The 13507-nt window shown below is 64.2% G+C and carries 16 protein-coding genes; 11 read left to right on the plus strand and 5 right to left on the minus strand.

Translation table 11 applies throughout. The features are described from left to right. The first annotated feature begins 9 nt into the window (after positions 1-9). The 7 genes from ACIQF4_RS08410 to ACIQF4_RS08440 are packed head-to-tail and all read left to right on the plus strand — an operon-like array spanning position 10 to position 6250. On the plus strand, positions 10-1452 hold the full coding sequence (locus ACIQF4_RS08410) for an L-serine ammonia-lyase (protein WP_400517735.1): 1443 nt from the start codon (positions 10-12) through the stop codon (positions 1450-1452). A gap of 13 nt (positions 1453-1465) precedes the next feature. After that, complete coding sequence (lipA, locus tag ACIQF4_RS08415; RefSeq protein ID WP_400517734.1) at positions 1466-2473, plus strand: lipoyl synthase; 1008 nt, start codon at positions 1466-1468, stop codon at positions 2471-2473. A 51-nt stretch (positions 2474-2524) separates the two neighbouring features. Further along, positions 2525-3358: a methylenetetrahydrofolate reductase gene (locus tag ACIQF4_RS08420; RefSeq protein ID WP_400517733.1), complete on the plus strand. Its 834-nt coding sequence runs from the start codon at positions 2525-2527 to the stop codon at positions 3356-3358. Beyond that, entirely contained in the window at positions 3348-4823 is a 1476-nt protein-coding gene (cycA, locus tag ACIQF4_RS08425; RefSeq protein ID WP_400517732.1) for a D-serine/D-alanine/glycine transporter, read from the plus strand. The genes ACIQF4_RS08420 and cycA overlap by 11 nt, the downstream gene beginning before the upstream one ends. Before the next feature lie 20 nt (positions 4824-4843). Beyond that, entirely contained in the window at positions 4844-5740 is an 897-nt protein-coding gene (purU, locus tag ACIQF4_RS08430) for a formyltetrahydrofolate deformylase (RefSeq protein ID WP_400517755.1), read from the plus strand. Between the two features lie 5 nt (positions 5741-5745). Continuing rightward, the gene (locus ACIQF4_RS08435) at positions 5746-5964 is read left to right on the plus strand and encodes a hypothetical protein (protein WP_400517730.1); all 219 of its coding nucleotides are present in this window, start codon (positions 5746-5748) and stop codon (positions 5962-5964) included. Between the two features lie 43 nt (positions 5965-6007). After that, on the plus strand, positions 6008-6250 hold the full coding sequence (locus ACIQF4_RS08440) for a hypothetical protein (protein WP_400517728.1): 243 nt from the start codon (positions 6008-6010) through the stop codon (positions 6248-6250). A 157-nt stretch (positions 6251-6407) separates the two neighbouring features. Here the strand turns inward: ACIQF4_RS08440 and ACIQF4_RS08445 are convergent, their stop codons facing one another. From ACIQF4_RS08445 to ACIQF4_RS08455, 3 genes are all read right to left on the minus strand, one after another. Continuing rightward, positions 6408-6572: a hypothetical protein gene (locus ACIQF4_RS08445; RefSeq protein WP_400517727.1), complete on the minus strand. Its 165-nt coding sequence runs from the start codon at positions 6570-6572 to the stop codon at positions 6408-6410. Between the two features lie 255 nt (positions 6573-6827). Then, positions 6828-7250 (minus strand): universal stress protein, encoded by a 423-nt coding sequence (locus ACIQF4_RS08450; RefSeq protein ID WP_231457129.1) that lies wholly within the window; start codon positions 7248-7250, stop codon positions 6828-6830. Between the two features lie 48 nt (positions 7251-7298). Continuing rightward, positions 7299-7808 carry a hypothetical protein gene (locus tag ACIQF4_RS08455; RefSeq protein ID WP_400517725.1) on the minus strand — a complete coding sequence of 170 codons (510 nt, stop codon included), beginning with the start codon at positions 7806-7808 and terminating at the stop codon, positions 7299-7301. Between the two features lie 236 nt (positions 7809-8044). Here ACIQF4_RS08455 and ACIQF4_RS08460 point away from each other — a divergent pair, with 236 nt between their 5' ends. From ACIQF4_RS08460 to ACIQF4_RS08470, 3 genes are all read left to right on the plus strand, one after another. Continuing rightward, positions 8045-9253 (plus strand): aspartate transaminase, encoded by a 1209-nt coding sequence (locus tag ACIQF4_RS08460; protein WP_400517724.1) that lies wholly within the window; start codon positions 8045-8047, stop codon positions 9251-9253. Between the two features lie 26 nt (positions 9254-9279). Then, positions 9280-9957, plus strand: a complete 678-nt coding sequence (locus ACIQF4_RS08465; RefSeq protein ID WP_400517722.1) for a 4-carboxy-4-hydroxy-2-oxoadipate aldolase/oxaloacetate decarboxylase — start codon at positions 9280-9282, stop codon at positions 9955-9957. A 96-nt stretch (positions 9958-10053) separates the two neighbouring features. Beyond that, complete coding sequence (locus ACIQF4_RS08470; protein WP_400579945.1) at positions 10054-10779, plus strand: AAA family ATPase; 726 nt, start codon at positions 10054-10056, stop codon at positions 10777-10779. A 29-nt stretch (positions 10780-10808) separates the two neighbouring features. Here the strand turns inward: ACIQF4_RS08470 and ACIQF4_RS08475 are convergent, their stop codons facing one another. Both ACIQF4_RS08475 and ACIQF4_RS08480 read right to left on the minus strand, forming a co-directional pair. Beyond that, positions 10809-10988, minus strand: a complete 180-nt coding sequence (locus ACIQF4_RS08475; RefSeq protein WP_400515174.1) for a hypothetical protein — start codon at positions 10986-10988, stop codon at positions 10809-10811. Positions 10989-11171: 183 nt separating this feature from the next. Further along, positions 11172-12092, minus strand: coding sequence for a LysR substrate-binding domain-containing protein (locus tag ACIQF4_RS08480; RefSeq protein WP_400515172.1), 921 nt, complete (start codon positions 12090-12092; stop codon positions 11172-11174). A gap of 301 nt (positions 12093-12393) precedes the next feature. On the opposite strand from ACIQF4_RS08480, the gene ACIQF4_RS08485 reads away from it, so the two are divergent. Then, on the plus strand, positions 12394-13488 hold the full coding sequence (locus ACIQF4_RS08485; RefSeq protein ID WP_400515170.1) for an ABC transporter substrate-binding protein: 1095 nt from the start codon (positions 12394-12396) through the stop codon (positions 13486-13488). Positions 13489-13507: the final 19 nt, after the last annotated feature.

The raw sequence follows: 13507 nt of genomic DNA on the forward strand, positions 1-13507 counted from the left end.
AGCACGCGCATGGCTGTTGGAGTCTTTGACCTCTTTAGCATTGGGATCGGTCCTTCGTCTTCTCATACTGTGGGGCCGATGCGGGCTGCTGCTGTGTTTGCGGAGGAGCTGAAGGGTTCCGGCTTGCTGGCGGAGGTGGCGGCGTTGCGGGTGGACCTGTACGGGTCACTCGCTGCGACGGGTCACGGGCACGGGACGATGACGGCCATTTTGTTGGGGCTGGAAGGGTTCCATCCGGAGCTGATCCTGCCCGATGAGGTGGAGGAGCGGCTGGCGGCGATCGCGGAGACCGGGATGCTGCAGCTGGCCGGGGCGGTGGCGTTGCCGTATGGGGTGAAGGACATGGTGCTGCGGCCGTTAACCGTCCTGCCCAGGCACACCAACGGGATGACGTTTACGGTCTCGGACGCCGGCGGCACGGTCTTGCACACGGCGACGTTTTTCTCGGTGGGTGGCGGGTTCATTGTCCGTGAGGGTGAGGAGGACGCGGCGCTGCAGGAGTTGGAGGACTCCAAGAAGGAACTGCCGCTGCCGTTCCGGACCGCCGCGGAGCTGCTGGCGCACTGCCGGGAGACCGGTTTGGGGATCAGTGACGTGATGCGGGTCAACGAGGAGGACAGCCGCACTCCGGAGGAGATCCGGGAGGGGTTGCTGCATATTTACTCGGTGATGGAGGGGTGTGTGGCGACGTCCCTGAAGCGTGAGGGGGTGCTGCCGGGCGGGTTGAAGGTCCGACGGCGGGCGCCTGACTGGTATGACCGGTTGCGGAAGGAAAGCGCCCGGCCCGCCGGCGAAGACCAGGACGGTGAAGGCGCGGACACCGAGTTCCATGACCCGAAGTATTGGCAGGAGTGGGTTAACTTGATCGCCCTGGCCGTGAATGAGGAGAACGCCTCCGGCGGCCGGGTGGTCACGGCGCCGACCAACGGGGCGGCAGGGATCATCCCGGCGGTACTGTATTACGCGCTGCATTTCGCCCCGGGGATGGAGAACGCCTCCCAGCAGGACCGCGACGACGTTGTGGTGCGTTTCCTGCTCGCCGCCGCCGCCGTCGGGGTGCTCTATAAGGAGCAGGCGTCGATCTCGGGGGCTGAGGTGGGCTGCCAGGGCGAGGTCGGGTCGGCGTCGTCGATGGCCGCTGCGGGCCTGGCTGAGGTGATGGGCGGGACACCCCAACAGGTGGAGAACGCCGCGGAGATCGCGATGGAGCACAACCTGGGCCTGACGTGTGACCCGATCGGCGGGCTGGTGCAGGTCCCGTGCATCGAGCGGAACGCGATCGCGGCGGCGAAGGCGATCAACGCCGCGAAGATGGCGCTCTGGGGCGACGGCTCGCACCGGGTCTCCCTCGACGAAGTCATCGTGACCATGCGTGAGACCGGCAAGGACATGAGCTCCAAATACAAGGAAACGGCCATGGGCGGCCTCGCCGTCAACGTCGTCGAATGCTAAAGGAAGTACAGACATGACATTGGCACCTGAAGGCCGGAAGCTTTTGCGCGTTGAACAGCGTAATTCTGCTGTTCCGGTGGAGCGTAAGCCGGAGTGGATCAAGGCGAAGGTCCAGATGGGCCCGGAGTTCGTCCAGCTCAAGAACCTGGTGAAGAAGGAAGGCCTGCACACGGTGTGTGAGGAAGCCGGCTGCCCCAATATCTTCGAGTGCTGGGAGGACAAGGAAGCCACGTTCCTGATTGGCGGGTCCGAGTGCACCCGGCGCTGTGATTTTTGCCAGATCGATACCGGCAAGCCCTCCCCGGTGGACAGGTTCGAGCCCACCAAGGTGGCCCGCTCGGTGCAGGCGATGCAGCTGCGCTACGCCACCGTCACCGGTGTGGCCCGCGACGACCTCGAGGACGAGGGGGTGTGGCTGTACGCCGAGACGGTCCGGAAGATCCACGAACTGAACCCCGGCACCGGGGTGGAACTGCTGATCCCGGATTTCTCCGGCAAACCCGAGCACATCGCCGCGATCTGCGATTCGAAGCCCGAGGTGTTCGCGCACAACGTTGAGACCGTGCCGCGGATCTTCAAGCGGATCCGGCCGGCGTTCCGGTACGAGCGGTCACTGGATGTGATCACGCAGGGCCGGAACCTGGGCATGGTGACCAAGTCCAACCTGATCCTGGGCATGGGCGAGACACGCGAGGAGATCTCCGAGGCCCTGCGGGACCTGCATAAGGCCGGCTGCGACCTGATCACCATCACCCAGTACCTGCGCCCGTCCGAGCGGCACCTGCCGGTGGACCGCTGGGTCAAGCCCCAGGAATTCGTGGACCTCCAGGACGAGGCCACCGAGATCGGCTTCCTGGGTGTCATGTCCGGGCCGCTGGTCCGTTCCTCCTACCGCGCCGGCCGGCTCTGGGCCACCGCGATGCGGAAGAAAGGCTGGGAAATCCCCGCCGAACTCGCCCACATCGAGTCCTCCGGCAGCACCCGCCAGGAAGCAAGCTCCCTGCTGGCCAACACTGCTTGAGGCGGAACAGCCAGCGCTGAAGCCCCCACACCCGAAGCAAAGACAGGACCAATGATGTTCCCCGTCAGAATCGAAATCATCCCTTCCGAGGGAATCGTTGAGCAGGTTCGGGCCCGGGTGTCCGCGGCCACGCCGCTCAGCGTCACCTGCCTGCCGCACCACGGCATCGAGCGGACCATGCGCACCGCCGTGGAACTGAGCGACGCCGGCTACCAGGTGATCCCGCACCTCGCCGCCCGGGGCATCCGCAGCCGCGCGGAGCTCACCGAGATCATCCGCGGCTGCGATGCTGCCGGAATCCGTGAAGTCTTCGTCATTGGGGGAGACCGGAAGCAGCCCGCCGGCACGTACGACTCGGCGCTTCCGGTCCTTGAAGACATCGCCCAGTACACCGGCGGAATGATGCGCGTGGGCGTGGCCGGCTACCCGGAGGGCCACCCCTTGGTCAGCCCCCTGGACCTGCTGGACGGGCTGCTGGCCAAGCAGCACCTCGCCTCACACATGGTCACGCAGATGTGCTTCTCCGCCGAAAAAATCCAAGACTACGCCGCCCTCCTGCGCCGCGAAGGCGTCCACCTGCCCCTTTGGGCGGGCGTCGCGGGGTCCGTCCCGCGGACCAAGCTGGTGGCACTCGCCACGCAGATCGGCGTCGGAAGTTCCCTGAAATTCCTCAGCCGCAAAGGCCCGCTGGCCCGCAAACTCCTCAGCGGCGACCGGTACTCCCCGGACTCCATGGTGGCCGGGCTCGAAAACACGCCCGGCACCATCGCCGGCATCCACCTCTACAGCTTCAACAGCCTGGATTCCCTGCCCGCCGGGCCCGAACAGGCTTCCCCTTCCGCACTCCAGACAGCTTTGATTCGAGGAGCAGCACGTGACAACTAAGCCCGTGACAAACCACCAGGAGCCGCATCTCGAGCGGCAGCTCACCAACAGGCACATCCAGCTGATCGCCATTGGCGGCGCCATCGGCACCGGCCTGTTCATGGGCTCGGGCAAAACCATCTCCGCTGCCGGACCCTCCGTCGTTTTCGTCTACATGATCATCGGCTTCATGCTGTTCTTCGTTATGCGTGCCATGGGCGAACTGCTGCTGAGCAACCTGAACTACAAGTCCTTCAGCGACTTCGCGGCGGACCTCCTGGGGCCCTGGGCGGGCTTCTTCACCGGCTGGACCTACTGGTTCTGCTGGGTGATCACCGGCATAGCCGACGTGATCGCTATTGCCGGCTATTCCAAGGAACTCTGGCCGGGCCTGCCGCTGTGGATCCCGGGCCTGGCCACTGTGGCTATCCTCCTGCTCCTGAACCTGGTGACGGTGAAGGCCTTCGGCGAGACCGAGTTCTGGTTCGCGCTGATCAAGATCATTGCCATCGCGGCGCTGATCATCGTGGGCATGTTCATGATCTTCACGGGCTTCCAGTCCGACGCCGGCCCTGCCACCTTCACGAACTTGTGGAGCCATGGCGGGATGTTCCCGAACGAGTTCATGGGTTTTGTGGCCGGCTTCCAGATTGCCGTGTTCGCGTTCGTGGGCATTGAGCTGGTGGGCACCACCGCCGCCGAGGCGAAGGACCCGGAGAAGAACCTGCCGCGCGCCATCAACTCCATTCCCATCCGCGTGCTGCTCTTCTACGTGGGCGCCCTGATCATCCTGATGTCCGTCACCCCGTGGACCCAGTTCCAGGCAGGCCACAGCCCGTTCATCGCCATGTTCTCCCTGGCCGGCCTCGGCGCCGCCGCCACCGTGGTGAACCTGGTGGTGCTCAGCTCGGCCATGTCCTCGGCCAACTCCGGCATCTACTCCACCTCCCGCATGGTCTACGGCCTGGCACAGGAGGGGGACGCGCCGTCGGTCTTCCGCCACCTGTCCGCCCGCAAGGTGCCGCAGAACGCGCTGTTCCTCTCCTGCGTCCTGCTGCTTTCCGGCGTCATCCTGATGTACGCGGGCCAGGACATCGGCAAGGCGTTCGAAATGGTCACCACTGTATCCGCCGTCTGCTTCGTGTTTGTCTGGTCCATCATCCTGGCCAGCTACCTGGCATTCCGGCGCCGGCGCTCCCACCTGCACGAGGTGTCCAAGTACCGGATGCCCGGCGGGGTGCCCATGGTGTGGGTGGTGTTCGCGTTCTTCGCCTTCGTCCTCTGGGCCCTGACCACACAGCCGGACACCCTGCTGGCGCTGCTCGTCACGCCGGTGTGGTTCCTCGTCCTTGGTGCCGCCTGGCTGGTGCTGCGCCGCCGCCCCGCACACCTGGCCCGGTACGCCACGTTCAAGTCCGAGCTGGCGCAGGACCTGGATACCGAAGCTTCGGCCATTGGCCACGACCTCGATGGAGCCAAAAAGTGAGTACAACCGTGGAAACGACCCTGCCAACCCCCGCCGCTGGTGCCTTGGCGCAGGAGCCGGCTACCGCCGTCGAGCACGTCCTGACGGTTGATTGCGTGGAGTCCCCGGGGATTGTGCACGCGGTTTCGGAATTCCTGCTGCAGCAGGGCTGCGACATCATCGACATCAAACAGTACGGGGACAAGGCGCAGGGGCACTTCTTCATGCGCGTGCACTTCGCGTCAGCGCAGGACCGGCAGAGCACCCCTGACCTGCGCCGCGGCTTCACACCCGTTGCGGAGAAGTGGCAAATGAACTGGCAGCTGGAGCCGCACGGCCGGAAACGCCGCGTGCTGGTGATGGTGTCCAAGATGGGCCACTGCCTCAACGACCTGCTGTTCCGCGCACGCACCGGGGACATCCCGGTGGAGATCGTCGCGGTCGTGTCCAACCACCACGAGCAGGAGGGCCTGGTCCAGTGGCACGGCATCCCGTTCTTCCACGTGCCGGTCACCAAGGACACCAAGGCCGACGCCGAAGCCCGGCTCCTGGAGCTCGTGGACGAGTTCGAGGTGGAACTGGTGGTACTGGCGCGGTACATGCAGGTGCTCAGCGACGAGCTCTCGGCCAGGCTCGCGGGCAAAACCATCAACATCCACCACTCGTTCCTGCCGAGTTTCAAGGGTGCCAAGCCCTACCATCAGGCGTACGAGCGCGGCGTGAAGACGGTGGGTGCAACGGCGCACTACGTCAACGCCGAGCTGGATGAGGGACCGATCATCTCCCAGCAGGTCATCGAGGTGGACCACACGTACACGGCCGATGACCTGGTGGCCGTGGGCCGGGACGCGGAATGCGTGGCACTCCGGAACGCCGTCCGCTGGCACTGCGAGGGCAGGATCCTCCTGCTGGGCAACCGGACCGTGGTCCTGCGGTAGGCGCGATGAAACCGAGCGAACCACACAGCTGGCGCCGGGTGTCCTGGAACGCGCTGCCCGCGGGCCAGCCGGTGCGCCTCTCGCGGGACGGGCAGGCCATCGGCTGCGGCGTGGTGGACGGGATCACGCCGGACGGCTCCATCATCTGGGTGGTCCTGGACGGCTGGCATGAGCGCCGGATGTTCCACCGGGAGGACTTCGTCAAGGTGGAGATCAAGGGCTAGGCACGGCTGTTGACCGCTCCCGCGCAACCGGCCACGATGAAGTATGACTGACACCGGAGCTGAAACCGCAGGTGCCCCTTCTGGCGACGATGGCGCGGAGGAGGTTGACGGCGTGGAGACGGCGGAGAGCATCGCGGACGAGATCCGTGACGAGATCCGGCTGGGCCACGTCCATGACGACGTAAGCCACGTGCTCGAGGAACGCTTCGACGAGGCCGGCATCAGGCTGCGCCCCGAGGCCGTGGATGACCTCGCCGAGGAAATCGAGAAGGACGCCTCAACCTAGGTTTCCCGGCGCGGAGGCGTGCGGGCCGGAAACGGCAGGCAACAACCTGGATCAGTGCGCTGGCCGTGTTGGGCGCATGGCTCCCGAAGCCGTTGCCGGGGAGTCATACCGGTGATCCAGGTGGCCCGCACTTCCCAGTGGCTGGTCCTGGAAATTCCTACGGCCAGTCGGCCAGCCTGAACTGGCCGGGCTGCCGGATGCCGAGCAGGAGATCGCCGGTCCACTCAGCCACTGTACGCTGCCGGCCCTCCAGCGGATCCGAAATATCGGGCTGCTGAACATCCTCGCGGACCGTCTGCGTACCGTCGTCCGAGCGTTCCATAAATCCCCCTTGGCGTGCTTGTGAAGCTAACGGTAGGCAGGCCGGGGCGGCAACGGAAGAGGGTTTATCTACCGACGGGATAAACTTGGCAAATCTTGATCAAGAGGCGCATAAAGCAAGGGGCGACGGCGGGAGGTCCCGCCGTCGCCGCTTTCCTTTTGCCCCGCTGCAGGAGTTTTTGTCCAGATATGCAGGCTATAAGGCCTTACAACCCTGCGTATCTGGACAAAAACTCTGAGGGCGGCGGCGGGGGAATTAGTCGTCGTAGGTGTTGGCGATGTAGACATCGCAGGGCGCGTTGTGCGCCACGCTGTTGGCTACGCTGCCGAGGAGCCGGCCGATGCCGCGCATGCGCCGGTTGCCGACGACGATCAGCCGGGCGTCGAGGCGCATTGCTTCCTTGATGAGGGCGTCAGCGGGCTTCCCGCGGGCGGCGAAGTAGCTGATCTCCACTCCAGGCCGTGACTCGCCAAGTGACTTTGCAACCGTTTCGGCGGCTTCGGAGTTCCAGACCTTCACTTCATCCGAGCCGACGCCGAAGGTTTCGGACCGGTCCACGTCGAACGCGGTCACGATGTGGAGGGAACCTCCCAGCGCCTTGGCAAGGCCCAGCGCCACTTCCGCAGCCTTCCGTGCCGACGGGCTGCCGTCCACACCTACAACAACTACTCCGCTCATGCTGTGCTCCTTCGCTCTGTGTCCGTGGTTCAACGTCCACTGGCCAGTCTAGAGAAGTCCGGGCTGAAGACCCCACGTCATTTTGCGGATGTCCCCACTTTGTAGTGCTGTGAGTGCAGCGAGCTCGAAGTCATCCATGACGCCGGGGCGGCGCGCAGCCACCAGGAGGCTAAGCCGCCGCTCCTCCAGGGCAGCTTTCGCTTCCTCCAGTTCAGCGAGCTCGGACTTCAGCCCTGCGATGACAGCCAGCTGCTGCTCCGGGTGCGTCCCGGAGGGCAGCAGGTCATCAAAGGACAGGCCGATGGTGCGGATGGTCCAGCGGGAAAGTCCGGTTGCCTCGGCCAGGCGCGTCACCTTCATCCCGTCGCGGAGGGCCTGGGCGATGTGCTGGTTCAGGCGCACAGACAGGGGGCGGCTGCTGCTGGCGTTGAAGGCGATCCGCTGCCGGTTCGTCCTGAGCAGCCTGCGGAACTCCTCTGCCTGCGGGGCGGCCTGGTCAGGTTTCGCTGTTCCGCGGTAGCGGTAGTAACCGGCTTCGCCTTGGTGCTTAACGCTCAAGATCACTCCTCGGTTCGGTTTCCCGTTGAATGGGCGCGTACCTAGAAGGCTAGGCAGCCAGGCGTCCACGGCGGAAATACCAATAGTGAGTGGACCCATAACCGGAAATTGTGGGTGGGCCAGCCATAAGGGACGCTTATCCGTCCACGCACTTTAGGTCTTATCCATGGCAGCGGGATTTCCCTAGTGTCGAAGGAAACGAGTACCGCTCGCTCCTGACTCCCTAGGAAGAGACCATGTCTGAATTTGTACCTGCCTCGCGGGTTTCCCGCATCAAGTCCTCGGCCAGCGTGGCCGCTGCGGCCCGGGTGCGTGAGCTGAAGGCGGAAGGACGCCGCATCCTTGACCTGACAGTCGGCGAGCCGGACTTCGACACCCCGGAACACATCAAGGCGGCCGCCGTGGAGGCCATCACCCGCGGCGAAACCAAGTACACGTCCGTCACCGGAACACCTGCACTGCAGCAGGCCATCCTCCAAACCCTCGAACTGCGCACCGGCCTGCACTACACCCCTGCCGAAATCACCATCGGCGGGGGCGCGAAGCAGGTCATCTTCACCGCTTTCATGGCCTCCCTCAACGCCGGCGACGAAGTGATTGTCCCTGCCCCCTACTGGGTTTCCTACCCGGACATGGTGCTTGCCAACGACGGCACGCCCGTCCTGGTTCCCTGCGGCGAGGACTCCGGATTCAAGCTCACACCCGAGGCGCTGGCCGGTGCCATCACCGGGCGGACCAAGTGGGTCATCCTGAACGCACCGTCCAACCCCACCGGCGCCGTCTACTCCCGGGCCGAGCTGCGGGCGCTCGCCGACGTCCTTGCCGGTCACCCGCACGTCTCTGTCCTCGCGGACGAAATCTATGACCAGATCTATTTTGGCGAGGGCAAGCTGGCCAGCCTGGTGGAGGTGGCCCCGGAACTCAAGGACCGGGTCCTGGCCGTCAATGGCGTGTCCAAGGCCTACGCCATGACCGGCTGGCGGCTGGGCTACGCTGCCGGGCCGGCGCCGCTGATTGCCGCCATCAACAAGCTGCAGTCGCAGATCTCCTCCTGCCCGTCCTCCGTGAGCCAGGCCGCCGCTGCCGCTGCCCTCACGGGGAGCCAGGACTTCGTCCGGGACAGCGTGGAGACCTACCGCAAGCGGCGCGACACCGCAGTCACTGCCCTGAACGCCGTTGACGGCCTGTCATGCACGACGCCGGAGGGCGCCTTCTACACGTACGTGAACTGTGCGGGGGTCATCGGCAGGACGACGCCCGAGGGGCAGGCCATCCACAACGACCAGGACTTCACCCTGTACCTGCTGGATGCGGCCTCCGTGGCTGTGATCCAGGGCTCTGCCTACGGCCTGGGACCGTACTTCCGGATCTCCTACGCCACCAGCCTGGACATCATCGAGGAATCCATCGCTGCCATCGACAAGGCCGTCCGGGCCCTCACCTGATCCAACCCACCGAAGGAAACAACGCCGTGATCCACGTCAAAACCACCATCGACCGCCCCAGTGCCGACGCCGTCAGCCGGCTCGCGAAGTTCTCATCAGCAACCATCCATGAAGCGCAGGGCCGCAAGGGCGCACTGAGCTCCCGAATCAAGCCCATCGACAGGGCCATGTCCTTCTGCGGGCCCGCCACCACTGTCCGCTGTGCCCCCAGGGACAACCTGATGCTGCAGGTGGCCATCCACTATGCGCAGCCTGGGGACGTCATCTTGGCTTCCGCGGGGGAGTACGAGGAAGCCGGGACCTTCGGCGACGTCCTGGGCAACGCCATGAAGGCCAAGGGCCTGGCTGGCCTGGTGACGGACTCCGGCGTGCGCGACACCCAGGACCTTATTGAACTGGGGCTGCCCGTCTTTTCCGGCAGCGTGTCCATCAAGGGCACGGTCAAGGAGACCATCGGCCCCATCAACCACCCGGTGGTCTTTGGCGATGAGATCATCTATCCCGGGGACGTCCTGCGCGGCGACGCCGATGGCGTGGTGGTGGTCCGCAAGGACGAAATCGAGGAGGTCATCCGCCTCTCGCAGGAACGGGATGACGCTGAGCGTGAGCTCATTGGCCTGTACAAAGCCGGTGGCACCACCATCGACCTCTGCAATCTCACGGATGTCCTGAAGGCCAAGGGACTGCTGGTGGAACAGTCCTAGAACCCGGTGTGAGCGGCGCGCAAGCGCGAGCTGCCGGCCCGGGTTTGAGGCCTGCGGCTCGCGCTTCCCCGCTGCGCCGGCTGCGAGAATGGGCGCATGCCCCTCGACAGATATCCGATCCGCCGGCTGGAAGAGGACCCTTCCAACATCCTTGACCGCCAGGTGTGGCCGGCAGTCCTGCCGCCGGTAGCGCAGGTACTGGACGACGGGCTCGACCTGACACCAGCCACCGTCCTGGTGGGTGAGAACGGGTCAGGGAAATCAACGATCGTGGAAGCAATAGCCCTGGCGTACGGCTTGTCTCCCGAAGGCGGCTCAACCGGTGCGCGACACAGCACCAGGGCCAGTGAATCTTTGTTGGCCGATCACCTGCAGCTTGTCAGGAATGCGGGCACCACCAGGCGCGGGTACTTCCTGCGGGCGGAAACAATGCACGGATTCTTTACGTACCTGGAAAAAAATCCCAGCACCTCGGGCCGCGACGACGTCCGCTTCCACGACATGTCCCACGGGGAGTCCTTCCTGGAGCTTGCCGTCAACAGATTCCGTGGGCGGGGTCTTTGGGTACTCGATGAGCCGGAGTCCGCGTTGTCCTTCAGCGGTTGCCTGAGCCTCCTCGGTGTCCTGAAGGATCTGCTGGCGTCCGGGGAATCCCAGGTCATCATGTCCACGCACTCGCCACTTCTGGCGGCTCTTCCGGGAGCCCGGATCCTGGAGGTTGGGCCATGGGGATTGCGGCCCCAAAGCTGGGAAGAGCTGGACCTGGTGGACAGTTGGCGCTCGTTCCTTGATGGGCCCCAGCGGTATCTCCGGCACCTCTAGTCCGGTCAGGAGCGGAAGCAGCGTGCGGCCTACTGTGCGGGCAACGGATACTCCGGCGGACCGAATGACGCATCCTCCAGGTACCACGCGGTGGACCCCCGGCCGCCGGCTGGCATGATGCTGCCTTCGAACACGAACACGGGTTCAACGGAGCGGTCCTCGGGCCGCCAAAAACCATTGGCCGGGCAGTGGAATCCGGTTTTGGCCATCAAGCCAAGGCTTTGACCCGATTTCCTGCCCAAGGTGTTGATCTTTTTCACGGCGTGCTCCCATTGATCCGCATAAGAATTAATTCGCCGTAATTGCCCGGCTTTTCTTAGATTCTAGGATCGGGGGAGTGGGAATACTAAGACCAATGATGAGTGACGCGATAAGTGGAACCTATGGACCGGCTACCGCGAATATGTGCTGCTGAGCATTTCCTGCAGCATTTCCTTTACAACGAGCAGGACCGCGGAGGCCGCCTCGGACAGCGGATCATGATCGGGGGTGCACAGCGCAATCTTGCACTGCAACGCCGGATCCACAATGCGCAGCACCTGTAAGTCTTCCTCGTGAAACAGGGCGTCAGCAGCCGACTTGGGCATGATGGTGGCACCAAGATCAGCCCGCAGCAGTCTGGCAAGGGAAGGCACGGATTCCACTTCCCCCACCAGCCGGAGCTTCAGGCCCTTGCTGGCGAAGCCGGCCTCCACTGCCTGGCGCAGGGTGTGGATCTGCTCGGGCAGGAACAGCCCGTGGCGGGCCACCTCCTCAAGGGTGATACTGCCGGCGGCCTGCTGCACCCCGGCCCGGTTTGCGTTGACCACGAAGTGCAGGTCCTCCACGATCATCGTGGTGAACTGCACGCCGCGAATGGGGCCGGGCTCGTAGATGAGGGCCATGTCCAGGCGGCCGTTCTTGATGGCTTCACTGAGCACTCCGCCGTAGATTTCCGTCACGTGCAGGACGATGTCCGGGTACCTGCTGGCCACCTCGCTGATGATCCGAGGCGTCAGGCTTGAGGCCATGCTGTAGGGCGCAATCGCAATGGACACGCGCCCGGACGGTGCTGCCCCGGACTTCGCGACGTCCTGCCGGGCCTGGTCCACCAGCCGCAGGATGGATTGGGCATGGCGGTACAGCGTGTGTCCGGCGGCGGTTGGCTTGACGCCCTGCTTGCTGCGGATCAGCAGGCGCTGCTTGAGGTCATTCTCAAGGGCTGAAACCTGCTGGCTCAGGGCGGGCTGGGCCACGTGCAGCGCTGCCGCGGCCTTGGTGATGCTGCCTGAATCCACAATCTGCACGAAGTACGCAAGCTTCCGCGTATCCATGGCGCCTTCTCTCTTCGCCGCGTCCTGAACCATAACCGGATGCTATGGAGGGATATGCAACTGGTCTTTGTGTGATGCACATCTCTGACACTAGGTTGAATCCGGAACGCTATTTCATCAGCAATACATTCTACCCCGGCCAGGCATGCGATTTAACGATGACGTCAGACGCATTCTGCATAAAAGCGGTGTTTACCGGGATAGGCGTTTTCTTTTACATATCCGAAATATGCACTCAATAGCTTCAGGGCATCCAAGAATCCGTCACCATCCCGGATTCTTCTTGAGAAAGAGACAGCAAATGCGAGCAACTATCAAAGACAAAATGGCGGCCGTGGCCGCCCTTTCCGCAGCGGTTCTGGTCCTTTCCGGCTGCGGGGGCGGCAGCGAGGCGGCCGGCAGCGGCGGCAGCGGCGGCAGCGCCACCTCGGGGAAAGTGAACCTCATTGCCTACTCAGGCGTCTGGCAGGACCAGTACACCGCTGCAGTGATCGAGCCCTTCCAGGCCAAGTACCCGGACATCAAGATCAGCTACGCCTCCAAGCGGTCCTCCGCCGAGATGCTTAGTGCCCTCCAGGGCCAGAAGAACAACCCCGCCACCGACGTCGCCATCATGGACAACTCCGTGTCCACCACCGGCAACAAGCAGGGCCTCTTCGAGAAGGTAGACGAGGAAAGCGTCCCGAACCTTGCCAACGTCCCGGAAAAGTTCCGGGACAAGGAAGGGTACGGCCCCGTAGCCATGCTCGACGCCGTAGGACTGGTTTACGACACTGCCACGTTCCCCGAGGCCCCGGACAGCTGGAAGGTGCTCTGGGACCCGGCCTACGCCGGCAAGATCAACGTCAACGCCCCGCCGTCGCTGCTGGGACTGTCCCTCACTGCCATCACCTCCAAGATGGAAGGCGAGGACTACACCCAGGGCATTGACTCCGCCGTGACCCGCCTCAAGGAAATGGCGCCGGGCGTCCAGACGTTCGCACCCAACCCGGACGAATACCAGAACGTCATCACCGGCCAGACCGTCCTTGGCCTTGGCCAGAACGCCCGCGGCCAGTTCTACAGCGACCAGAGCAACAAGAAGATGGGCGTCACCTTCCCCAAGGAAGGCACCGTCTACCAGATCAACACCATCAACCTGGTGAAGGACGCCCCGCACTCCGAGGCTGCCAAGACCTTCGTTGACTACGCACTGTCCGCAGAGGCACAGACGGCCTTCGCCAAGGCACTGTTCTACGCACCCTCCGTCACCAATGCTGAACTGCCCGCCGATGTGAAGGACCGCGTGGTTCCCACCGACGGCTCCCTCAACATCGTCCCGCTGGACGTCGAATTCCTGTCCTCGGCCCGCGACAAGTGGACCGACACCTGGAAGCGCCAGATCATCACCAACTAGCGCCTGCCGGCGCCCCCTC

This window comes from Pseudarthrobacter sp. NPDC092202 (assembly GCF_044755505.1).
Taxonomy (GTDB): domain Bacteria; phylum Actinomycetota; class Actinomycetes; order Actinomycetales; family Micrococcaceae; genus Arthrobacter.

Coding starts and splice junctions, on each gene's coding strand:
- ACIQF4_RS08475 (WP_400515174.1), bottom strand. CDS start 10,988: ATGGCCAAAACCGGATTCCACTGCCCGGCCAATGGTTTTTGGCGGCCC.
- ACIQF4_RS08480 (WP_400515172.1), bottom strand. CDS start 12,092: ATGGATACGCGGAAGCTTGCGTACTTCGTGCAGATTGTGGATTCAGGC.
- ACIQF4_RS08440 (WP_400517728.1), top strand. CDS start 6,008: ATGACTGACACCGGAGCTGAAACCGCAGGTGCCCCTTCTGGCGACGAT.
- ACIQF4_RS08485 (WP_400515170.1), top strand. CDS start 12,394: ATGCGAGCAACTATCAAAGACAAAATGGCGGCCGTGGCCGCCCTTTCC.
- ACIQF4_RS08460 (WP_400517724.1), top strand. CDS start 8,045: ATGTCTGAATTTGTACCTGCCTCGCGGGTTTCCCGCATCAAGTCCTCG.
- ACIQF4_RS08470 (WP_400579945.1), top strand. CDS start 10,054: ATGCCCCTCGACAGATATCCGATCCGCCGGCTGGAAGAGGACCCTTCC.
- ACIQF4_RS08450 (WP_231457129.1), bottom strand. CDS start 7,250: ATGAGCGGAGTAGTTGTTGTAGGTGTGGACGGCAGCCCGTCGGCACGG.
- ACIQF4_RS08445 (WP_400517727.1), bottom strand. CDS start 6,572: ATGGAACGCTCGGACGACGGTACGCAGACGGTCCGCGAGGATGTTCAG.
- lipA (WP_400517734.1), top strand. CDS start 1,466: ATGACATTGGCACCTGAAGGCCGGAAGCTTTTGCGCGTTGAACAGCGT.
- ACIQF4_RS08410 (WP_400517735.1), top strand. CDS start 10: ATGGCTGTTGGAGTCTTTGACCTCTTTAGCATTGGGATCGGTCCTTCG.
- ACIQF4_RS08435 (WP_400517730.1), top strand. CDS start 5,746: ATGAAACCGAGCGAACCACACAGCTGGCGCCGGGTGTCCTGGAACGCG.
- ACIQF4_RS08420 (WP_400517733.1), top strand. CDS start 2,525: ATGATGTTCCCCGTCAGAATCGAAATCATCCCTTCCGAGGGAATCGTT.